This is a genomic window from Sulfurospirillum arsenophilum NBRC 109478 (assembly GCF_000813345.1).
Classification (GTDB): Bacteria; Campylobacterota; Campylobacteria; order Campylobacterales; family Sulfurospirillaceae; genus Sulfurospirillum; species Sulfurospirillum arsenophilum.
In genome coordinates this window covers 66,669-89,053 of sequence record NZ_BBQF01000004.1, presented here as the reverse complement: position 1 = coordinate 89,053, position 22,385 = coordinate 66,669, and the positions used below count along the sequence as shown (strand labels likewise).

Genomic DNA, 22,385 nt, shown 5'->3' with positions numbered 1-22,385 from the left:
TGCGAAAAGGGCTTTATCGCACCGTGGGTGTTGAGTAAGGGTTTTTAAAGGTACACGCTACAGTATTTGCAAGAGGTGTTCCATTTGAAGATTTTTACAAATACTCTTTTAAATGGAATGAATTGTGCAACTCCATCACTATGGTAAATAGAAAACTGATCAAGGATTTGTTAAACGAGAGTGCTTGTTCTCATAACAAAACCAAAAAAAGTAGCTGTGATAAACCGAAACCTGGAGCGACGAGCGGAGGGTGTGCGTTTGAGGGAGCGCAAATATCACTTTTTCCTTATGCTGACGCTGTGCATTTGGTGCATGGTCCAGACACTTGTCTTGGCGCTTCGTGGGAAACCAGAGCTACGCTTACAAGCTATGAAGGTGAAAACAACACGCCACTAGGTTATTGCACCAATGTCACCACGCAAGACATCATCTTTGGGGGTGACAAGAAGCTTGCGGATGCTCTCTCTTACATCGTGGAGCACAAAAATCCTAAGGCAATTTTTGTCTATGAAACTTGTGTCACAGCGATGATTGGTGACAATATCGACTTTACATGTAAAACCGCACAAGATCAGTTTAACATTCCTATCGTGCCTGTGCATGCACCTGGTTTCGTGGGAAGTAAAAATCTAGGATCGCGTCTTGCTGGTGAAGCGGTTTTAGATGCGCTTGTGGGTACACGTGAGCCTGAATCTATTCATCCCTTTGGCATTAACTTGATCGGTGATTATAACGTAACGGGTGACATGTGGCAGTATAAGCCTATACTTGAACGCATTGGCATCAAAGTCATCTCCTCGCTCTCGGGTGATGGCAGAATTGAACAGATACAAACAGCGCATACCGCGAAGCTCAATGTCATTGTCTGTGCGAAGTCTTTAGTCACCTTGTGTCGTAAAATGCAGGAGCGCTACAACATCCCTTATGTCAGCGTCTCCTTTTACGGTAAACGTGATACGTCCAATGCGATTCGCTCCATCGTCAACGCGTTTGGCGATGCGGAATTGATCGCTAAAGCGGAAGAGATTATCGCCGAAGAAGAGGCGAAATTGGAGACGCGTTTGAAGCCGTACCATCTGATGCTCAAAGGCAAAAAAGCCATTCTGAATACGGGTGGCAACAAATCGTGGTCGATCGCCTCAGCGCTTCAAGACATCGGTATCGAAGTGGTGGCAACCTGTGTTCAAAAAGCTACGGAAGAAGATGTCGCCATTGCGAGTGAATATGTGCCCATTGTCTTTAAAAACCCAGGGGTTGAACAACCTCGTCTCATTGACGAGTATAAAGTGGACATTTTGCTTGCGGGTGGGCGTAGTCTTTACACGGCGATTAAAAAGCGCATCGCCTTTGTCGATGTCAATCAAGAGAAAAAAGTAAGTTATGGCGCGTACGGTGGGCTTGAAAATTTGGCGAGCGACGTCTGTTCGGCTCTTGCAAATCCTGTCTTTAAACTGGTTGGAAAGGCTGCACCATGGGAGCTAGTATGAACTTAAAAGAGCTCAAAACAACGAGCCTAAAACCTTTACATGTAAACCCTCTTAAGCTCTCTCAGCCGATGGGTGCGACACTGGCATTTTTGGGCATTAAAAACTGTATGCCTTTGATGCATGGTGCGCAAGGGTGTGCTTCGTTTACCAAGGTGCTTTTTACACGACACTTTAACGATCCTATCGCCATTCAAACCACCGCGGTGAATGATATTACCGCTGTTATTGATGGAGGAGACAAGGGCATCTCCGAAGCGGTTGAAAACATTACAAAAAAAGTAACGCCTGATTTGGTGGGGCTTTTTACGACGGGGATGACCGAGACCAAAGGCGATGACATCAAGGGAGCGACGCTGCTTTTAAAAGAGAAGCAAAAGATGGTGTACGTGCATACGCCTGACTTTGAAGGAGGGCTGGAGAGTGGATGGAGTTTGAGTGTTCAAAACATCATCACGCAACTCATAGAGCCAACCACGCAGGTTAAAAAAGACAAAGTACTCCTCATCCCCAATGTCAATCTAAGCCCGATTGAAGTCGAAAAACTCAAAGAAGCCTTAGAGCTTTTGGACTTGGTGGTCTTTGCACTTCCAGACCTTAGTGATTCGCTTGATGGACATTTGGGTGTTAAGCAAGGCGCACTCAGTAGTGGTGGGATTAGCGTTTTAGATATTGAAAAGCTAGGTAATTCTGGTGCGGTCATCACGGTAGGTCGTTCGATTAAAAAGTGCGGTGAGATTTTCAGTGAAAAGTTCCCTCAAAGCATGCATCTTCATTTTGATAGCCTGATAGGTTTAGAAGCCAGCGATGATTTTTACGCCAAAATTTTAGCCTACATGGACGAAAAGAGTGTCCCAAATAGTGTTAAACGCTGGCGAGCACGTTTGCAAGATGTACTTTTAGATACCCACTTTACCCTTGGAAAAGCTAAGATTTTGATCGCTGATGAACCTGATAGTGCGTATGCGATTTCCAAAGCGCTGAGAGAAGCAGGAAGCACGTGTGAGGCGTATATTTCCCAGCGCAGTGAGGTGCAAGAAGCCTTTACATGTAAAGTTGCCATTGGTGATTTTGAAGAGGTTGAAAAAGCACTTCCACAGATGGATATGCTCATTACAAACTACCACGGAGAGCGTTTAGCACATAAGCATCATAAAGCGCTTCTCATTCGTGGATTTCCTAATTATGAGCAGGTCGGCATTGGACTTCGCCATAATATTTTGTATGAAGGCAGTTGTGCTTTTTTATGCGAAGTCAATAATCTTTTAGGACATCATTAAAAGAGTGATGCTAGTATTACCTCACCAAAAGCGTAAGGATAAAAAATGAATCCCATTGAGGCAATACTTACAAAGCAAAAAGTGCTCATTATTGATGGAGCGTTTGGCACGGAGTTGGAGCGTAAAGGTTATGACATCAACGACTCACTCTGGTCAGCTAAGTTTCTCATGGAAAAGCCAGAAGCCATTGGCGAAGTTCACAAAGATTACCTTGAAGCGGGTTCAGACTGTGTAACAACAGCAAGTTACCAAGCGAGCTATGAAGGATTTATGAAGCGAGGAATGAGTGAAGCTGAAGCCAAAGCACTTATCCAGTCTTCGGTCAAAATCGCTCAAAAAGTACGCGATACGTTTTGGAGCGAAACCAAAAACCATGACAAAAGAGAAAAGCCTTTAGTGGCAGCTTCGGTTGGACCTTATGGTGCTTACTTAGCCGATGGCTCAGAGTTCAGGGGCAATTATGGGCTGAGTCAAGAGGAACTGATGAACTTTCATCGCAAACGACTTGCCACACTTATTGAAGCGAAGCCTGATCTTTTGGCATGTGAGACGATTCCATGTTTAATTGAGGCGCAAGCGTTGTGTAAACTACTAGAAGCGTTCCCCAATATGTATGCGTGGGTGAGTTTTAGTGCGAAAGATGGAACGCATATCAACAGTGGGGAAAGTGTGCGTGAATGTGCGCAGTTCCTTGAAAATCAAAAACAGATCGTTGCCATTGGCATTAACTGCACCACGCCTCAATACATCGAATCGCTCATCGGCGAGATCAAAGCGGTCACAACAAAACCCATCATCGTTTACCCCAATGATGGATCGACCTACAATGCGCTCACTAAAACATGGGATGGTCTTTCTAAAAGTTCATCGTATGGCAAGATGGCACACACATGGTATGAGAAGGGTGCACAGGTCATCGGAGGATGTTGCCAAACAACACCCGAAGATATAGCGCAAATTGCAAAATGGGTGAGAGCCTAATACTTCTTAACACATAGGCTGTGAGAAGAGTGTTCTCGCCTCACAGCGCTTATGATTAACTTCATTTTATCTTTACATGTAAACCTTATTTCCCTACGGAACACTTCTTGTATATCCTTTAAAAAAATGTCATCTTCGCCCCAAGCCTTACCCAATTTTTGCCTCTCAAATACACCATGAAGGAAATCTATCCCTATGTCTGAACAAAGCCATTCCACGCGCTATAATGCCTACATTCCTGAAGTTGTTGCCTATCAAAAAGCACTCGATCAACTCTCTGAGCGTTGGAATTTACTTTCGCTTTTAGGGCAGATGAGTAACATTGGTATGGATATATCCGAGACCAGACAAGCCTTTAGCAACCTCTCTGAGCAACTCTTACAAAGGCTTTGTGAAGAGACTGTAAAGAAGCTCTCTACCGAGCTTGGAGCCAAGGCACAAGTCGCCATAGATATATTAATCCGAAATCTTTTTGAGCGTACCGCAGACATAGGCTTTTTGGCGATGGACACTATTATCTGTGATTTTGCAAAGAAAAGCTGTGAAGAGCAGAAATCATCATTAGCATCCCTTCAAAACCGTTTTCATGAGTACATTGAAAAATACAGTGTTTACAGCGACGTGTTGTTGTTTGATCTTGAAGGCACGCTCATTGCTTCTACCAAAGGTGAAAAAATAGGGAAGAAGATAGAAAATGCTTTTATCTACGAAGCGATGCATACGTCTCAAGAGTATGTGGAGAGCTTCGGCATCTATCCACTGGTGAGTGACAAGGAGAGTTTACTCTACAGTTACCGTGTGTGCGATGAGAATGGCACACCCCTTGCCGTGCTCTGTTTAGTGTTTAAATTTCAAGATGAGATGCATGTCATCATTTCCAACCTCATCGAGAACGAGACATGGGCAGACATTCTTTTGTTAGATGAAAACAATCGTACGATTTACAGCAGTGACCCGTTTCATTACGCTCTTGGAGCGCCTCAAAAAACAGCTCTGCATAGCTTTGATATTGTTCCCTTCGTAGGGGGAGAATATGTCGCTAAAACACAATCAACTAAAGGCTACCAAGGCTTTTTTGGCTTAGGATGGATGGGGCATGCGCTTATGCCTTTAGCCTTTGCTTTCCATCAAAAACAGTCTCTGGTTCCTTTTACAGAGGCGCAGATTAAGATCATCAAAAACTCTTCGCTTTTTTCGGAGGAGTTTACGAGTATTCCCACCAAAGCAGAGGCAATTCAAAGACGCCTTGATATGACCATCTGGAACGGTAATGTGCAAATCGCTAACCAAAAAAGTGGCGACAACTCTTTTTCAAAATCTCTTTTAAATGAGATTTCTCGTACAGGTGCGCAGACCAAAAAGACGTTTGAAGAGTCCATCGGCAATCTTAACTGGACAGTTGTGGCTTCCTTTATCAATGATGCGGCATTTAACGCCAAACTCGCGATTGATATTATGGATCGAAACCTTTATGAGCGCGCGAATGACTGTAGGTGGTGGGCGTTGAGTCCTGTTTTTATCAAGGCATTTAGCGCTAAATACAAAGAATTTACAACGATTCGCAAAGAGTTTGGGCATGAGATAACCGAAGTGCTCAGTGCTATCAACGCACTTTATACGGTCTACAGCAATCTCTTTTTATTTGACACGCAAGGCTGTGTTATCGCGGTGAGCCAAGAAAAGTACGCACACCTCATTGGAAAGCGCATCGGAGCACATTACATCGCGCAAACCTTGGCACTCAAAAGCTCCAAAGAGTACGTGGTGAGTCCATTTGAGCGAACCGAGCTTTACGATGGAAAATATACCTATATTTACAGCGCGCCTATTTTTATAGAAGGTGTGAAAGAGGCACAAGGAGGCATTGGTATTGTCTTTGATGCTGAAGTGCAATTTGAAGCGATGCTAAGAGATGTTGTAGGCGAAGATGAACGCTCTTTCGCACTCTTTTTAGAGAGTAAAACCAACAGTGTTATTGCTTCAACAAACCCAACGATTGGCATTGGTGAGCGATGCGTATTTTGTGACTCTCTGGAAAATATGGTGCTTATCAAAGAAGATTATTACATCATTGGTAAAGGTAAATCTCAAGGCTATCGAGAGTTCAAATGCAGTGATGGTTACTGCAATGATGTAACCGCCATCGTCTGCATCAAGATAGCGAACCAAGATGCGTGTGTGGAGGATGTTTCAAAGAATGGTAAAAAGCAGTACCTTTACCCACGTATTGGCGCATCGGAGAAGACGGTTGAACTCTCAACGTTTTGGATGAATGGCAATCTTTTTGCGATAGAGAGCCAGCAAATTTACGCAGCACTTGAAGGACAAGATGTCACACAGGTGATCGGGTGCGATGAAATCTATGTGGGTATGATTACGTGGAATAACAAGACGATACCTGTAGCTTCTTTAGCCAAATATTTTCACCATGATATTGCTTACAACAAAGAACATCATCATATTGTTGTGCTTAAAGGTAGTGACGACAAACCTTTTGGTTTAGTCATCGATATGGTTCAAGATAGCCCCGAAGTACCTGCTCGTTGCGTGGATGAGACGAGTCAAGCGATGATGGGTCAGCAGACCCTTACGAAAGCCATCGTTAAAGCAGATGTTGGTCAAGAAAAAGCGGAAATGCTCTCCATTCTTGATCCTCTTAAAATAGAAAAATATTTACTGATGGAAAAACAATCCAACATCGTGAAATGAAAGTCAATTAAGCTTTAGTCATTTCTTCTTTATCGCTTTTTTCAGTCGATGGGAAAAGCGATAAATGAACATTCTCATCAACACTTTTGATATGGACATCATGTTGTGGAAAAGGAATTTCAATACCATGAGCATTAAGTGTATTGTAGATAATAATGAGAAATCTTGAAGTGGTTTTGCTCGGTGCTAAAATTTCTTCTCCATGAATCCACACTTGCAGTATAAAATTAACACTACTGCTACCCAACCCAGTCATAATGACGTTGGTATATTTGTCCTGTGTCACGAGAATATCTTTATACCCACTGTTCGCAACCGCTTCTACAATAACAGCACTAACATGCTCAGGTTTTGTACCATACGCAACGCCAAAGGGAATATCAAAACGTTTGAGTTTATCGTGCATCGTCCAGTTAATGACATTGCCTTCGATAAAATTTCGATTGGGAACAATGACATCGATATTGCCATTGGTATTGAGTGTGGTAGCACGCATACGTATATCGGTGACATGCCCACGTAAAGTATCTGACAACTCAACAAAATCACCAATTTTAATGCTTCGCTCAAACATCAAAATAATTCCAGAGACAAAGTTTGAGACAATATTTTGCAGACCAAAACCAATACCCACAGAAAGTGCTCCAGCTACCAGTGCGATAGAGGAGAGGTCAATGCCCATGACATTAAGCGCTACAAAAAAAGCGGTGATGACAATGACGTAGTAGCCAATATTGGACAAAATAGTACGCGTTGCTAAGTTGATTGATTTACTGTTATACGTAATTCGTTTAATGCTGGTTTTATAGAAACCTCCACCAAAAATACCAATCAGAAAAATAAGTATCGCCAAGATGATTTTTAACATGCTAATGGGTGTGCCATTTAGTGTAAACATGGGGTCACTCATCATATTCCAAGAGGTTTTGAGAATATTTTTGAACTCTTGTTCGGTGGAACCTTTAATGGTATCAAGCGTGCCGAAATAATCTTTTTCCATGTTGTGCAGTAAGGAAGCAATAGCGTCTTTGATAACATTTGCATTCTCCAAGCTCGAAGCTTCATCAAGAATACTTTTCTCCAGCACAAATGCTTTGTTGTTTTTAAATTTTAAGGCATCTGAGATTTCTAAAAATAACGAAGCTATCGTCACTCGCAACGCTTTATTATAGGCATCTTCTTTTGTACTAATCGTTGCCGTTGTGATGCCTTTATCGTGTGTATCTCCTAAGAGTTCAAAACGCTCTTTTTTAACTAAAAAGGTATCAATCGTAGCGCGCAATTTTGAAGCTTCATCTTGAGCCATCACCGTTCTTTTTGGCAGACTTTCAGAATCTAATGTAATGTTTTTTAATGATTCCGTCAACATCTTATCGATGGAGAGCATTTCATTGGTTATAACGTCATATTGGTCTTTAAAATCTTGCAATGACTTTGTGTATAGGGCACTTTGAAGTTGAAGGGTACGCTCTGAATTTGCGTTGCTCTCTAAACTTTTGATTTCTTTGGTTAAGGATTTTATTTTAGTATTAATAGATTTGATTTTTTTGGCAAGTGAGTCTTTTTTAAGGGCGTCATCGATGTAACGATTAAAGAGAGTGGTATATTCATCAACATTTGTAGGAGCACTTAATGGGGTGTTGGTAACGGGTGTAGGGAGCGTGTTGATAAGTTTTTCAAGCAATACTTTTTGTAAAGCAATCTCATCATTCGATATTTTTGACTCTTTGATTGTTTTTAAGAGGTTGATGTAAACGGTTTTGTCTGCGTTGACTAAAGAGGTGTTTTGGTCATCCGCAAGAACGGTATTTGAAAGCACCACTATTAAAAATATCAATGATTTTAGGACACGCATAGCCATCTAAATTCTCCGAAGTTGAATAGAAAAAATACAGTTTCCATTATACTCTCAATGTATTTAAAACCAATTCTGAATCAATCATTACCAACGGAACACTTCTTGTAAATGTATGAATAACGTTTAGTATAGGAGGATAAAAAGATGGTCAAGGTAGCGTTTTTTACAAACGATCTTAAAAACATTGATGCCCATTTTGGCTCAGGAGAGCAATTTGCCGTGTACGACGTAGGTGTTGAGGGTTTTTCTCTCTCTGGCGTCGTTCAAACAGGCGAAGAGCGAACCGAAGGCAGAGTCGAAATGTTGCAACATGAAAACGTTGACATTATGTACTGTGTCGAAATTGGACCTGCTGCGGCTGCAAAAGTCGTCAACAGTCGAATCTTTCCTATCAAATACAAAGAAGTTGTGAGCATCGAGACGGAGCTTAATAAACTTCAAACCATGATGGCAACCAATCCTCCACCGTTTATCAAAAAAATCTTAGAAGCCAGAGGATAAGGCTATGAATGAACTTGAAAAGTTGTTCATCGAAACCCTGACATCTCAGATCAGGGCACTTGACCAGTTTGGTACGTGGGCGAAGAAGAGTGATGAAGAAATTTTGTCCGAGAAGTATGTTAAGACCAAAGATCAACTTAAAAATGTTCCGATTATCGCGGATATTGATGAGATGCAGATCAAAGATATTCGTCTGATTTTTCAGTCCATTGCATTGGCTTTCGAGTTGAAGCTTGGCATTATGTGCTCAGTCGTTATGGAGATGAGTCACGAAGGATTTGGTCGTGCTGTGGTTTTAGCTGAAAAAATTGTTGTGACCAACAAGTTTTTCAAAGATGCGCACCGTTATAGTTTTCGAACGTATGATGATCTCATTAAAGAGGGTGGCAAGATGCTTGGTAACGCACTTGAAATCCATGAACAATACACACTAAAAGCAGGATAGAACATGGCAAAGGTTGGTATATTTTACGCAAGTGCAGGTGGTAATACAACATTGGTAGCTGAGGCTTTAAAAGAGGCATATGAGTTGGAAGATGATGATTGTATTTTGATGGAAGATGACTTTGACAGTGTTGAGCAATTTGAAAACTACGATGTTCTTTTCGTTGGCTCTTCAACATGGGGACAAGGTGATGTTCATTTTAGTTGGGTTGACCCACTCTTTGAAATCACGTCTGATAACATCAGCTTTGCAGGTAAAAAAGTTGCATTTTTTGGTGCGGGTGACAGTAAAACACATGGTGAACATTTTTGTTCAGCCCTTGGTAAGTTCAATCAAATTTTTACCAAAGCAGGTGCAAACGTCATCGGGTTTGTTGACAAAGAGGGTTACAACTACACGGCTTCTTTGGCAGAATCAGGCGATAAACTTTGTGGTTTAGCCATCGATAATATCAATGAAAAAAGCAAAACCAGTGAACGCATTGAAAACTGGATAGAGCAGTTACAAAGCGAATTAGCATAACGATAACGTAAAAGGAAATAAAATGAGAACGCTTGAGCAATATTATGAACTGAAAGATGCAGAAGATTTTTTTGAGTTTTTTGGTGTCGAATACGATAAGCACATCGTTGAAGTCAAGCGTTTTCATATTATGAAAGAGTATGGAAGCCTCATTAAAAAAGGGTTTGAAAACTTTAATGGCGATGAAAAATACCTCATGGACTTTTTAAAGTTCGCTTTGATTCGCGTCTATATGGACTATAAACATGGGCATGCCCCAAGTGCGGCAGAAGTCTGGGGAATGCTGGAAGACGGCAAAGCCAAAGGCTGTTTGGCATGTACGACATTAACTGAAGGAGGAAACTGTGCTTGCTAGTGAAGAAGTTGTTTTACATAACACTGTGATGGCAAAACTTTCAGGGAAAGACGAAACGAAAGCCAAGTATTTTCTCGGGCAAAAAGTGAAGCTTTTGGAAGATGTCAAGAACGATGGGACTTATCCTTATCTTGGGATTGGCGAGGTGATGATTAAAAAAGGCTCAGTTGGGTACATCCGAACCATCGGTGAGTTTTTGCAGGTCATTCGTGTTTATGAAGTCCATTTTTTAGATGCCGAAGCGGTTATCGAAGTGATAGGGTGTAGAGAGCATGAGCTTGAAGCGCTTGAGCCTTACCGTGACCTTGAAGCCGAAGAGACAGAATGGATGATGAATCATTATAAAAATTAGTAGTAAAAAATCTTAGTAAGGAGGGAAAAAAGTCATGGCAAAAGTAATCTTTATGCATTTTGATAAAGAAAAAGATGGTATCTATGATGCCAAAATAGGGGAGCCTGTTGTGCGTCTCGCAAAAGAGAAAGGAATCCCAATTCCTTTTGATAGCAAAGACTATGCTAAGTGTTTGGTCAGCGTTGAGAATATCAGCGATGAAGAACCAACAAGCTACATGGAAGACGAAGAGCTTGATGAGCTTGTAAAACTCGGTGCCATTACGCAACAAGATGCAGATATCTGCCAACAGTTTACCGTTAGTCCTAAGATTCGCATCGCTTCGATGATGATGATTAAGGGCGATGTTTTGATTAAACCATTTAAGAAGTAAAGGATAAAAGATGACAACAAGAGTAGAAATTATCAACGATTTTTTAGCAATTAACGTAAAACCGGGCGCAACCATTCAAGATGTCGTAGAAGCAAGTGGTAGTGCACTTCCTTTTGGCTGTCGTGATGGTCAATGCGGTACATGTGCCGTTGAGATCGTTCAAGGTATGGAGTTTTTATCTCCAAAAAATGAAAAAGAAATAAAAGTACTCAAAGAGATCTGTTTTGGTACGTGTACTCCAAATACACGTCTTGCTTGTCAGATGAAAATCGACAAGCCAAACGGCGTTGTACGTATTAAATACTAAGATATATTCTACAAAAAACACTTTTCAACGCCACAGCAAAGAAAGTTCTCTGGTGTGGCGTTGATACTCTCTCAAAATTCCGAAAACTCTCTTCTTTGTGCATAAATTTTAATCACTAAAAATGATAAAAAGTATCCACACTTTGGCATAATTTACGTATGAGAAGTATCAACCTAGAATTCAAACAAAAGCAGAGCTTAAACCTCTCTTTGAAACTTTGGCTCCCACTGTTACAGCTTCCTCTTCAAGAGTTAAGTACGCACCTAGAAACCTTGTCGTACGAAAACCCTTTTTTAGAGGTCAAGCGTCCTTTCGAGCAAAACCTTGGTTCAAGCCATGGCATTGTTGAAGAGTTGGTACTTTGCAGTGAGTCTTTGCATGAAAAAATCATCGAACAGATCGTGCCGCCACTTTTTCCGACACCCATTTCTCAAAAGGTTGCGCACGAGATACTCTGTGACATCAATGAAGAGGGCTATTTTGATGGTGACATTGAAGCGATTGCTGCAACCTGTGGCGTTTATACAGAGTATGTCGAGCGCATTCGTCAACGTTTCTCTAAGCTAGAGCCGTATGGCATAGGCTCAACGGATAGCCACGAATCCTTTGTTTTTCAACTCGATGCACTCAGTGATGACATCGATGATGAACTCTATAACTTAGTGCTTAAGATGATCGATCAGATGGCAAAGGTCGATAAATTTTCCAGACACGGACGATTTGAAGAGGCCAAAGCGATCATCAAAAAGTTTGCCAATCCACCAGCGATTGAGTATCAAGCGACACCAAAGCAGATTATTCCTGATTTTTTTGTGGAAGTGGGCGATGACATCAACCTTCGCATCAATAACGACTATTATCCAGATATTCTCATTACCGACCCCTTTTCGAGCAAGAGCGAGAACATCAAGGAAAAGCTTAAAGAGGCACGCGACATCGTCAATCTTTTGGAGCTTCGTAAAACAACGCTGTATAAGATCGTTCTTTTAGTGGTGGAGCGACAACTCTCCTTTTTTGTGGGAGGCGAGTTAAAACCACTCAATATGGCACATTTAGCCGAGGAACTCTCGTTTGCTGAGTCGACCATTTCACGGGCGATCTCGAACAAATACATTGAGTCTAAGCAGGGCGTTTTTCCACTTAAATCCTTTTTTACCAATGCCGTTTCATCCAAAGAGCTCTCTTCTTCAGAGATTAAAAATTTTATCAATCAACTGATAGAATACGAAGATAAAAGCGAACCGCTCACCGATGATGATCTTTTAGAGCGCATTGAAAAACGATTTAACATCAAGATGGTCAGACGCACCATCACCAAATACCGCAAATTGATGAACGTAGCGTCATCCAAAGAGCGCAAGAAAATCTATAAGGTACAAGCATGAACAAAACGACAGATGAGAGCTTAGATAGCAGGTACAGCAAACTTGAAATGCTCAAACTTGAACGTGAAGTCATGGTCTTTTTGCAAGGATATGCTAAAAATCGCTATTCAAAGTACGTCATAGCACCCCACATCGCGGCTATGTCCTTGCAGATGAACCATCTGTATGAAGCGATGGGTTTTCGTAACCGAGTGCAGATGGGAAAGTACATGAAGTGCCATTTTCCTGAGCTTGTGCAACTAAAGCCTGTCGATAAACTGTGGAAAAAATTCATCTACGATTCCATCGACAGAATCGCCCCTGCATGTTTTACATGTAAAGATAATTCCAACTGCTTTGCATGTCAGTTAGCGGGGTAATAGCGTTACGTTAATCTTCTGGCCCTATCGTCATAAAAGGATTATGAGCGATTTCCCACAAATGACCATCGGGGTCTTTAAAATAGCCACTATACCCTCCCCAGAAAACTTTTTGAGGTTGTTTTGTAGGTGTTGCACCTGCTTTTAGGGCTTCTTTAAAGAGTGCATCAACTTCCGTTTCACTGCCAAGGGTATGAGCGATGGTAAATCCTTTAAAGGTACTTTCATCAAACGTGACATTGGCATCTTCTGCGAGTGCTTTTTTCTCATAGAGCGCAAGCCATGTTCCATTGAGTGTAAAAAAAGCAATGTTCTCTTCATAAGGCTCACGCCTAGGAAATCCAAGCCCTTTTTGATAAAACGCAATAGATTTTGCTATATCACTGACACCTAAGGTAATCATGCTCATGTAGGGTTTCATTGTTTTCCTTTTACATGTAAAGGTTTATGGTACTCTTAAAACCAAACTATTGCAAAGATCGTCACTTTCAAACTGTGTCATGTCGCCTTCTTTGAGGTTAGGGACAGGGAAAAGTCTGACGGTAAGAGGCTTGTTGAGTCGAAAGGCGAGGGTTCCTGTGTCAGCACAGATGTCGGCTATCTTTTGCGCGGATGTGTCGCCTTCTATCGGTACGGTATCGAGTCCGATGCCGCAGACTGCGGAGTACTGAAGTAAGGCTCTTATGTCAAATTCATTGCGTGTTGTGGCATCGGCTAGACCTTCATCTTCCACGACGGCGAGCATTAAGCCTGAAAAACCTATGAGGTCGCATCCTTTTTGAGCCTTAAACACTTTGGTCAAAATCGCAGAAGCTTCCAGTGTTCCTGATGCCCCAAAGTAGGGCACTCCAAGAAGTTTATACACATCAACCATCGAAGCGCAGTTTTTAGAAGGTGCGGCAGAAGTGTCGATGCCTGCAAATTTGGTTTTGTAAGGGTGCTCATACGCATGTGTGATGCCAAGGATCGTGTTGATGTGGTACTGTAAGCTATCTCTCATAATGGCGTAGGATTTTTGCATTTTAAGATTGTGGTTTTTCTCTTCTTTGAGGCTTTTGAGTGCTTCGACAAGCAGGTCGGGTGTTTCAAGTCCGAGTGCAAAACAGTTTTCATCATGGCTGTTATGGTAAGACGCTGGAAAATAAGGAATGTGTGGCTTGCAGTTGTAGTTAATCGTAAAGTTAAAATTGCCTTCACCTCGAGGGGTGATTTTGCCTATTTCGACCACTGCTTCGGCACAACTTAGTGTAAGATCGCGATCGACAACGCTTAGTTCATCGATATCGACATTGACACATGCATTGCAAATGTCACCATACGCTTTGATAAGCTCAGGCAACATGGCTATCTCCTCTTTAGTCTTTGCTTCACCTATGGCAAAACGAATGCGAATGGCAGGCATCAGAGGGCTTTTAAGCACTTCAGAGAGGATATGCATGTCTTTCATGATGGCGTGGTAAGACGAGGTGTCTAAGTACTCTCCAAAGGCATTGGTAACGATGCGAATCGACTGAACGTGGTAACCCTGCGCGTTAAACTCTTTGGCTAATGCTCCGCCAAAGCTTGCGGCTTTACAGATGGTCTCTTCCCATTGACTTTTATCGGAAGTCAGTGTTAAAAATGAGGTAATTGTGCGAATTTTGCATAAATCTTTATTTTTGAGGTTTTCTTTTACCATCGCACGTCCTTGAGGGATTTTACACAAAATCATAGCCAATTCAGTTTTACATGTAAAGGTAACAAACAAAACGGGGTCTAAATTTTTGACCCCATCTTACAATGCTTCACAACACCATACGCATGCTACATCAACCTTTCTCCTCAACTTGTTCTACGAGGAAAGAAAAGCTCCAATGGTTTTCGTTTTGCTTCGTGAAAGAGTAGCCTGACAAAAGAGAAAAAATTACCAAAATCAGCATCGCGTGATTTGAGTGAGACTTTGAGGGCTAGTGTAAAACTGACGCTGAGATTGACCAAACCTATCATCAAAACAAACACTAAACCTACGATAAAATCAAGAAAAGAGAGTTCGCCTTGTGCGACGATGTAGCCGAGATTGGCTGATGAAAAGGCAACGTGTCTTATATCTAAAGGAAGGTTAAGCATGTGCCCTACAAAAGGGGTAATGCCTAAAAGAATTCCAAAGTAAAAATTGCCCATGATTGCGCCATGGTTGTTGTGTAAGTACGTTGCGATTTTCTCTCGAACGAACTGAGAACTGATTTTTTTTAAAATGGGAAGATGCATGTACCGGTTTTTCAAGTCCAAATAGCTTGCTCGGTTATCAAAATACCCTGCAATCAAGCCTGATGTAAAGAGCCAAATGCCTGCAATGGCGGCATAGAAAAGCCCAGGAAAAGGATTGAAATTTTGTGTGTAGTAGTGAAGTTCTTGCTCTGATAGAATAGGGGTGTCATTGTGTATGTAAATAAATCCGATCAGGCATGAAACGCTCAACGCAAGCGTAACATTGCCCACAACCGCAGCAAATTGAGACCTGCTTACTTGCATGAATAAGGCCACAAGTTTACGCTGATCTGCTTGCTTTGCATCTGCTCTATCAACCGCTTTTGCAAAGGTAGAGGCAGTCATGGCAGGTTGTTTGGTTGCTACGGTAAAGCCCAAAAGATGGATAAGCACAAAACCAAAACCATAATTTAAACTTGCAAAAATAGTCTCAACGATGGGGGAAAAACCACTCTGCATGATCGTTATTTTTATCAACGCCATTAAAGCGATAACAATGCCCGCACCACTGGCACTTAAAAACATACCGATGTACTCTTTGGTATTTTCGGTGATGTAGTGTTCCCCGTGTTCACTGGCATTGTTCGCGATACTTTTAGCTAATATCTTGATGTTTTGATTGAGTACTTCACTCAGTGAATTGCGCGAGCAGTTTTTTTCAACAACTTCTTTAAACAGTGGCAGCAAAGTTGTGTAAAAGGCCACTGTATCAAATTCTTGGATAAGTTTAACACACTGTTGCGCTCTTTGGATGATTTGATCTAAGCGTTCAAGGTTGTAGGTTAACGAGACTAAAATACCTTTATCAAGCGACTGTTTGCGTAAAAAATTGACTTGATTCTGAGATTGAGAAATTAAAACATCGATATGCTGAAAATCAAGCTTCGTTAATTCTGCTTCTGCATCTTCATTTTGAATGGAACGAGACAGAATGCTGATCTCTCGCTGCAAAGCGATAAACGCTGAGTCTTTGGTCAACAAAGTGCTATCTAAACGTATATAATGCTCATCAAATTCTTCTGCCGCAATCCAAATCGCTAAAATCTCAGCTGCATAGACAAGCTCATGAAAAAGATAGAATTGGGTCTTTACATGTAAAGCTTCACTGTATAAGAGTGTGCTCCAAAACTTTGCCCAGAGTGTGTCATCGATAGCATTGACCCAAAGAGGGTCTTTTTTGTGAGGAAAAAGCGTTGCAAACAAAGAGGTAAAATCGCCTTTTTGAGGCGCTTTCGGTAAAAATTTATTGTAAAAACGGTTGCTCATCTCATCTTTAAACCCTTGCTTGGAAAGAATCCCCAAAGAAGCGATGTTACTAGAAATTTTGGAGTTTATGAGCCATTCATTAAACTCATACGAAAGCGGTTCTCTTACGTTTGGGAATGCTTCAAGGTGACTTATAATCGCTTCTATTATGTCAATACTCTCGTCTATATGACCGATAGATTTAGGGCGAATTTCGCTGATAATATAAGCTAGTTTTTCAACAGAAGTTTCACTGCTTTTGCTAAGGGTTTCGAAAAATTCTTCTATCGTCTGTTTCATGATGACCCTTTTTCTGGAATTTTTCTATGCTATTTTCATTGTAGCACACTAGGGTAAACCTTTACTTTCTACTTTACATGTAAAGCAAAATAGACTATGATTTTCCATAAACTTTTAAAGAGGTGGTATGTTCACAAAATTTTTCTGGGTGTTAGGCTCACTACTTTTACTAACCCAAAACGTCTTAGCGGAAGATACGGCCTTAAAAACTCTTTTTGAAAATGAAACGATAGAAGGGACGATGCTCATCGAATCACTTGATGGCAAAGAGCGTTATGTGTACAATGAGGAGCGCGCCCGAACACCTCTGCTTCCAGCCTCAACGTTTAAAATCCCCAATACCCTTATAGCCCTCCAAGAAAATGTCATTAATGCCGACTCGACCATCGTATGGGATGGTGTGGAGCGAAGTGTGCGTGCATGGAATCAAAACCAAAGTTTAAAATCAGCCTTTAAAAGCTCTTGTGTCTGGTGTTATCAGCTTTTTGCACGTAACATTGGGTTTGAAAAGTACAACGAGTATCTGAAAAAACTTCACTATGGCAATGAAAAAGCAACCCCCGATCTGGAGCGCTTTTGGCTCGATGGAGAGCTTCGCATCAGCGCATACGAGCAGATCGCCTTTTTGAAAAAGCTTTATAAAAATGACGTGCCGTTTCATCAAGAACACATTGACATTCTTAAATCCATTATGATAGACGAGCAAGGGAAAGGCTACGTGCTAAGGGCTAAAACAGGCTGGGCAGTACCAAAAGATGCAGAGCATCATGGTTGGTACGTAGGCTATGTGGAAAATTCTAAAGGTGTTTATTTCTTTGCAACCAATCTAATAACCTCTTTACCAGATGAGCTACCGCTTCGTAAACTCATGACGATAGAAGCTCTAAAAGCTAAAGGTTTTTTAGAATAAATATGGCTTATTTTTAATGGAAACTCCGACTTTTTCATCTATAGAGATGGTTTAGTTCTTTTGTTGCCTCTCTAAAAATACTTTGAGTGCATCATATGCTAAAGGCTTAGCATAAAGATAGCCTTGAAATCTGTCACATCCTAAGTTTCGAAGCACCGTTTCTTGCTCTTTAGTTTCCACGCCTTCGGCTAAAATATACAAGTCGAAATTTTTACCGATGGTGATGATGTTTTGAACCATTTTTTCAGCGGTGATGTCATTTAAAATGGTATCGACAAAGCTTTTATCAATTTTCAATTCATCAATGGGTAGTTTGCGCAAGATACTCAAAGAAGAGTACCCTGTACCAAAATCATCCATCGAAATATGTAATCCCATGTCACGGATTTTTTCTAAAAGTGGCAAAATGTAGTCAATATCTTCGATAAACAGACTCTCGGTAATCTCCAAACACAATGAAACATGTGCCAGCTTTGCAAGCTCTATTTCTTTTGTTAGTTTTTCCAAGAAATGTGCTTCCATAAACTGTTTGATGGAAATGTTGATAGAGGTCTGAAAAGCTACTCCAAGTTCTACTTGTAACGCTTTCATCTCTTGAAGGGTTGTGTTAATAATGAAATGCCCAAGATGAGGCATAAGACCCGATGCTTCCGCAATAGGAATGAATTTATCGGGAGGAACAAGACCTAACTCCTCGCTTTGCCATCGCACAAGCGCTTCAACACCGTAAAGATTTCCATGGTTATCCATCTGTGGCTGATATGCCATATAGAGTTCATTCTTTGTGAGTGCTTTACGTAACATCTGCTCTACATTGACACGGTTAAGATACCCCTCTTGCATAAAAGGGACAAAAAGGCGAACACTGTTTTTATACTTTTTAGCCTCATACATCGCAATATCAGAGGCGCGTAAGAGCATATCTAATGACTCGCCGTGTTCTGGATATTTGGCAATGCCGATACTGGCACCAATGACAAAATTAAATTGCTTGATGTGATAGGGTTGAGAGATTTCATCCATGATCGTTTGTGCATGTGCAAGCAGCGCATCATCATTGGCAAGATAACTTAAGATAATAAACTCATCTCCTCCTTGACGAATCACAATGCTCTCTTTAGGCACAACACGCAAGAGACGTTTGGAAAATTCAATGAGAACCAAATCACCAAAATGGTGACCGAAGCTATCATTAATGTTTTTGAAATGGTCCATATCAAGATAAAAAAGACTAAACGAAGGAGCTCCATCATAGATCCTATCCTTCATACATTGCTGGAGATAACTCCGATTGGGTAGTTGGGTAAGTGAATCATGGGTTGCTTGAAAAATCAAATCTTTTCTTCGTTTGTTTTCTGCATTTGCAATCAGTTTAAAGAGAAAAAAGAGAACGGTATGTACAATGATAAGGGTAAGTACATACAGTATAAAGTTTTGAATAAAATCGCGTACGATCTGTGAATGCTCAACCTCTGAGAGTATCCACAGTTCATAACGAGGATCGTATTTAAGGGCAAGTTGTACAGACCTTCCATCATTGTGAGCCATTTCTACATCAAAAATTTCACTTTTTTGTTTGATCTCTTCAGCGGAAATGTTGTATTTTTGTGTGATGCTCTCTATAATATTATGCAAAAAATGATTGGCTAAAGGCGCTTCGTAAAGGTTTTTGGGTGTCTCGTGGTTGGAGGATTGAAACTGAACAAATTGGTCATGGTCACGTATGAGCGTGACGGTGTTGTAATCTCCAAGAGAGAGGTTTTCCGTATAAATTTTGAAGGCACCTTCTATGCCAAGACCAGCTGTCATGACGCCGATGGGTTGAGCAAAATCGTCATAAACCGTTTTACGAATTGGAATTCCCCAGCGTCCACTTCCCGCGATAAAATAAGTTCTTCCTAGTACCATTTTGTTTTGAGTTAATGTATAGTCAAAGGAGTCTTTCGTAATGGCTTGGCTTCTTAGATTGGGACGTTTTGTTTTATCAAAATTGGAACTGGTGTAAAGGTAGTTACCTTGAGGATCAACAAATCCAAATGCAACAACCGAAGGATTGATGAGAAGCAAATCATCTAAAATACGGGGGTCATTATCTTTGACAATTTGGTCTCCCAAGATGTTCAGCATCATCTCTTGTGTCAGAAAAAGCGAGTGTGTTGCATTGGAGACAAGTTTTACAAGATTGGTTTGATCGGTTGCGTATTTTTCATGGATGCTATTCCATTTAGCGTATGAGACAATCCCTAGAAAAACAAAGGCGCTGGTCAAGAGGATATAAAAAATCGTCCAAATATTTTTTTGAATAATAGCCAAAGGAGCCTCCTTTTGTCACTATGAATAATCATAACATAATTTTTTTACCTTGCTATAAAAAATGTGTGAAGTGAAAAAACGAAGGGGAATTTTAAGTAAGAGCAAAGAAGGCATTAAGAGCCTTCTTCATTTATTCTTTGCGGTGTAAAAAGGTTTCGATCTCTTCGATTGCTTTTTTGTTGGAGAGGTTAAACTTAATCTCAATGCGCCTAGAGGCCTCTTTATCTTCGATTCCATTTTTGAGGATAAGATCACTGTACGCTCTTCCGTTGGCACTGAGGTATTTTTGTAAGAGTGCAGTACGTTTTTCATCGAGTGAGTAGATGAACGCCATGACCGAGTAAGCTCTTTTTTGCGAAAGATCAAGGTTGTGCATGTAGCTACCATCAGAGTCCGTATGTCCTTCGATGACAATATGGTCGATATTCTCACGTATGGTTTCATCGTTTAAAAGCACGTCAAGGTAAGGTTGTAGTGTCTCTTTGAGCTGTTTTTTGGCTTCAGGTTTCAGCTCAAATGAATCCACGGCAAACAACACGGAAGCGGGAAGACGAATCGCCCCACTGTTCGGATCGATGTTGATTTTTTTGCCCAGTTTATCTTTAAGTTCTTGCACCACTTTGATGCGAATACCTGTTAGATTTTTGATGCGCGTTTTGGTTAGGTTCAAGTCTTCGACCAACTGCTGATGTGCCGCACTGTTTTCAAGTAATTTGGCACTTAAAAGTTCAAGCTCTCCCTCTTTGAGTTTGAGCGTGTTAGTGGTTGTTCCAAGTTCCATTTGGCTTGCAACCAACTCGCCTTTGACTTCATCACGAGCCAGCTCGGTGTCGAGCAGAAGCTTTTTGAGATTTTCGATCTCTCTGTCGCTCAGTTGTAGTTTTGCTGTTGCTTCATCAAGACTTGACTCTTTTTGAGTGAGTAGCTCTTGCGCGATTTGCAAAGAGGCATTCGTCTCATTCATATTGGCACTGAGTCTTAAAAAGTCGCGTTTTTTGGCTAAAAGCTCTTGTTGGTTAAGGCGCAAAACTTTCGTTTGCTGTTCAAGATCGTTCTTGATGCCCTTAAGATCGGTTTGCACGTAAACATACTTCACCACAATCGCGCCAATAAGCAAGATAAACACAAACAACAATCCCGCCATCAAGTCGGCATATGAAACCCAAAAATTTTGGTCTGAGCTTCGTGAACGGTTGTAACGCATTACTTTAACGCATCCATTTTTTGGATGATCTCTTCGGTTTCCGCGTCGATGATCTTGAGGCTTTCTTTAAGTGACTCGACCTCTTCATTGGGCGCAGTTTCAAGGCGTGCCGCACTTGCCTCTTTCAATGCTCGAAGTACCTCTTGGTTGGTTGTTATCATCTCTTCATTGCTTTCAACCATCTTTACATGTAAAGCGGATGTTGTCTCATTGAAACGATTGAGTTGCAAAACCATGTCTTCGTGTACAAGCGCTAAATCACGCTGTTTTTCTTGTGAACGAGAGAGTGCTTCCATACCTTCTTTGATGTGTTCCGCCCCGCGTTTAACGGCTGCTGCTTCAAGGGAGAGCATCTCATCAAACAGACCAAATTTTGACTCGATGGTTTGACCCAAATGGTCAAAAAAGTCGTTTGAGCTTAGACGTTCAAACATCTTTTCTATGCGCTCAAAATGTTGAAGATTTTCTTGTAAATAGGCATGCTCTATCTCTTCTTTTGTCCAAAAGAGTGCTGCGGTTGAGTCTTGAATGGCTGCTACTTCTCTATCGAAACGGCTAAGACCTCTTTTTTCAAAGAAAATCCACCACAAAGAGAGCAAGATGCCGTAAATAGAAACATAAAACGCTGTACCCACACCACTTAAAAGAAGTGATATCTCATTTTCAAGCGCACCAGCACTTTGCGATGAAAAGTCAGGAAGCGTTAATGCAATGGAGATAAACGTACCCAAAATACCCATCGTAGGGAAAATGGACGCCGCTACAGAAGCGTAGTTGTCATTGCGAATGCCTTTTACATAACTGTCGACAAAATTTTCAAACGAGGCATTGGACTTGAGCTTGTCGCCTATGCGCATTAAGTTTTTGGAGATATACGCGTGAAGTTCATTTTGGAACTCTTTAGAGTAACGAGCAAATGTGCAGGCACCAAATTCGCCATTGTGTTTGGCAAAAATGAGTGAAACAATGTAAATAAACCCAATAAGCACAATGCTGTGAATACCAACTTTAAAGTGTAAAATGCCTAAAAAACCAAGTAAAAAGTAAACGTACGCCAGTGTTGGCAACAAAATAAGCTTTAGATAAACCAAAGCGCAGTTACGTTTCGGAGCCTCAAGCGTGGCTAGATTTTGGAGTGTTTCGTTCATATCTTCTTGCATTAAAAAGCCTTTGTGTCTCTATTTGTATAGTCTTGGCATATTATAACGCGCCTTTATATACAGATGCTTAACAAGAAGCAAAAACTGTTCTATTA

Annotated in this window: 21 protein-coding genes; 14 read left to right on the top strand and 7 right to left on the bottom strand. The window is 41.1% G+C overall.

Going from position 1 to position 22,385, the window contains the following annotated elements:
* Positions 1-167 precede the first annotated feature (167 nt).
* The 4 genes from SAR02S_RS10840 (at position 168) to SAR02S_RS10825 (ending at position 6,454) form a co-directional block, all read left to right on the top strand.
* Positions 168-1,487 (top strand): nitrogenase component 1, encoded by a 1,320-nt coding sequence (locus SAR02S_RS10840; protein ID WP_232294044.1) that lies wholly within the window; start codon positions 168-170, stop codon positions 1,485-1,487.
* Entirely contained in the window at positions 1,472-2,764 is a 1,293-nt protein-coding gene (gene nifN / locus SAR02S_RS10835; protein ID WP_232294043.1) for a nitrogenase iron-molybdenum cofactor biosynthesis protein NifN, read from the top strand. Before SAR02S_RS10840 ends, nifN begins: the two co-directional genes overlap by 16 nt.
* A gap of 45 nt (positions 2,765-2,809) precedes the next feature.
* Positions 2,810-3,745 carry a homocysteine S-methyltransferase gene (gene mmuM, locus SAR02S_RS10830; RefSeq protein ID WP_041959661.1) on the top strand — a complete coding sequence of 312 codons (936 nt, stop codon included), beginning with the start codon at positions 2,810-2,812 and terminating at the stop codon, positions 3,743-3,745.
* A 195-nt stretch (positions 3,746-3,940) separates the two neighbouring features.
* Positions 3,941-6,454, top strand: coding sequence for a chemotaxis protein CheW (locus SAR02S_RS10825; protein ID WP_041959659.1), 2,514 nt, complete (start codon positions 3,941-3,943; stop codon positions 6,452-6,454).
* 7 nt (positions 6,455-6,461) lie between these two features.
* Here the strand turns inward: SAR02S_RS10825 and SAR02S_RS13270 are convergent, their stop codons facing one another.
* Positions 6,462-8,315 carry a mechanosensitive ion channel family protein gene (locus tag SAR02S_RS13270; protein WP_052433614.1) on the bottom strand — a complete coding sequence of 618 codons (1,854 nt, stop codon included), beginning with the start codon at positions 8,313-8,315 and terminating at the stop codon, positions 6,462-6,464.
* 141 nt (positions 8,316-8,456) lie between these two features.
* On the opposite strand from SAR02S_RS13270, the gene SAR02S_RS10815 reads away from it, so the two are divergent.
* The 9 genes from SAR02S_RS10815 to SAR02S_RS10775 all read left to right on the top strand — a co-directional run bounded on the left by SAR02S_RS10815 (position 8,457) and on the right by SAR02S_RS10775 (position 12,911).
* A complete protein-coding gene (locus tag SAR02S_RS10815; RefSeq protein WP_041959658.1) occupies positions 8,457-8,813 on the top strand; it encodes a NifB/NifX family molybdenum-iron cluster-binding protein in 357 nt (118 codons plus the stop codon).
* A 4-nt stretch (positions 8,814-8,817) separates the two neighbouring features.
* Entirely contained in the window at positions 8,818-9,258 is a 441-nt protein-coding gene (locus SAR02S_RS10810) for a NifX-associated nitrogen fixation protein (protein ID WP_041959656.1), read from the top strand.
* Positions 9,259-9,261: 3 nt separating this feature from the next.
* Positions 9,262-9,780, top strand: a complete 519-nt coding sequence (locus SAR02S_RS10805) for a flavodoxin (protein WP_041959654.1) — start codon at positions 9,262-9,264, stop codon at positions 9,778-9,780.
* A gap of 22 nt (positions 9,781-9,802) precedes the next feature.
* On the top strand, positions 9,803-10,135 hold the full coding sequence (locus SAR02S_RS10800; RefSeq protein WP_041959651.1) for a nitrogenase-stabilizing/protective protein NifW: 333 nt from the start codon (positions 9,803-9,805) through the stop codon (positions 10,133-10,135).
* Positions 10,125-10,487, top strand: a complete 363-nt coding sequence (locus tag SAR02S_RS10795) for a nitrogen fixation protein NifZ (protein ID WP_232294042.1) — start codon at positions 10,125-10,127, stop codon at positions 10,485-10,487. The genes SAR02S_RS10800 and SAR02S_RS10795 overlap by 11 nt, the downstream gene beginning before the upstream one ends.
* Before the next feature lie 34 nt (positions 10,488-10,521).
* Positions 10,522-10,860 (top strand): hypothetical protein, encoded by a 339-nt coding sequence (locus tag SAR02S_RS10790; protein ID WP_041959650.1) that lies wholly within the window; start codon positions 10,522-10,524, stop codon positions 10,858-10,860.
* A 10-nt stretch (positions 10,861-10,870) separates the two neighbouring features.
* Positions 10,871-11,167: a 2Fe-2S iron-sulfur cluster-binding protein gene (locus tag SAR02S_RS10785; RefSeq protein WP_041959648.1), complete on the top strand. Its 297-nt coding sequence runs from the start codon at positions 10,871-10,873 to the stop codon at positions 11,165-11,167.
* A gap of 158 nt (positions 11,168-11,325) precedes the next feature.
* Positions 11,326-12,552 carry an RNA polymerase factor sigma-54 gene (locus SAR02S_RS10780; RefSeq protein ID WP_041959646.1) on the top strand — a complete coding sequence of 409 codons (1,227 nt, stop codon included), beginning with the start codon at positions 11,326-11,328 and terminating at the stop codon, positions 12,550-12,552.
* Positions 12,549-12,911 carry a nitrogen fixation protein NifQ gene (locus SAR02S_RS10775; RefSeq protein WP_198133103.1) on the top strand — a complete coding sequence of 121 codons (363 nt, stop codon included), beginning with the start codon at positions 12,549-12,551 and terminating at the stop codon, positions 12,909-12,911. Before SAR02S_RS10780 ends, SAR02S_RS10775 begins: the two co-directional genes overlap by 4 nt.
* Positions 12,912-12,921: 10 nt before the next feature.
* On the opposite strand, the gene SAR02S_RS10770 is transcribed toward SAR02S_RS10775, so the two are convergent.
* From SAR02S_RS10770 to SAR02S_RS10760, 3 genes are all read right to left on the bottom strand, one after another.
* A complete protein-coding gene (locus SAR02S_RS10770; protein ID WP_041959644.1) occupies positions 12,922-13,332 on the bottom strand; it encodes a VOC family protein in 411 nt (136 codons plus the stop codon).
* 24 nt (positions 13,333-13,356) lie between these two features.
* Positions 13,357-14,589, bottom strand: coding sequence for a DUF711 family protein (locus tag SAR02S_RS10765; RefSeq protein ID WP_041959642.1), 1,233 nt, complete (start codon positions 14,587-14,589; stop codon positions 13,357-13,359).
* A 143-nt stretch (positions 14,590-14,732) separates the two neighbouring features.
* A complete protein-coding gene (locus tag SAR02S_RS10760) occupies positions 14,733-16,703 on the bottom strand; it encodes a transporter-like protein (RefSeq protein WP_052433613.1) in 1,971 nt (656 codons plus the stop codon).
* A gap of 127 nt (positions 16,704-16,830) precedes the next feature.
* Here SAR02S_RS10760 and blaOXA point away from each other — a divergent pair, with 127 nt between their 5' ends.
* Positions 16,831-17,613 carry a class D beta-lactamase gene (blaOXA, locus tag SAR02S_RS10755; RefSeq protein WP_041959639.1) on the top strand — a complete coding sequence of 261 codons (783 nt, stop codon included), beginning with the start codon at positions 16,831-16,833 and terminating at the stop codon, positions 17,611-17,613.
* Positions 17,614-17,664: 51 nt separating this feature from the next.
* On the opposite strand, the gene SAR02S_RS10750 is transcribed toward blaOXA, so the two are convergent.
* The 3 genes from SAR02S_RS10750 to SAR02S_RS10740 form a co-directional block, all read right to left on the bottom strand.
* Positions 17,665-19,926, bottom strand: a complete 2,262-nt coding sequence (locus SAR02S_RS10750) for a bifunctional diguanylate cyclase/phosphodiesterase (protein ID WP_041959637.1) — start codon at positions 19,924-19,926, stop codon at positions 17,665-17,667.
* Positions 19,927-20,056: 130 nt separating this feature from the next.
* The gene (locus tag SAR02S_RS10745) at positions 20,057-21,130 is read right to left on the bottom strand and encodes an OmpA family protein (protein ID WP_041959635.1); all 1,074 of its coding nucleotides are present in this window, start codon (positions 21,128-21,130) and stop codon (positions 20,057-20,059) included.
* Positions 21,130-22,290 carry a MotA/TolQ/ExbB proton channel family protein gene (locus SAR02S_RS10740; protein WP_041959632.1) on the bottom strand — a complete coding sequence of 387 codons (1,161 nt, stop codon included), beginning with the start codon at positions 22,288-22,290 and terminating at the stop codon, positions 21,130-21,132. The genes SAR02S_RS10745 and SAR02S_RS10740 overlap by 1 nt, the downstream gene beginning before the upstream one ends.
* Between the last annotated feature and the right edge of the window lie 95 nt (positions 22,291-22,385).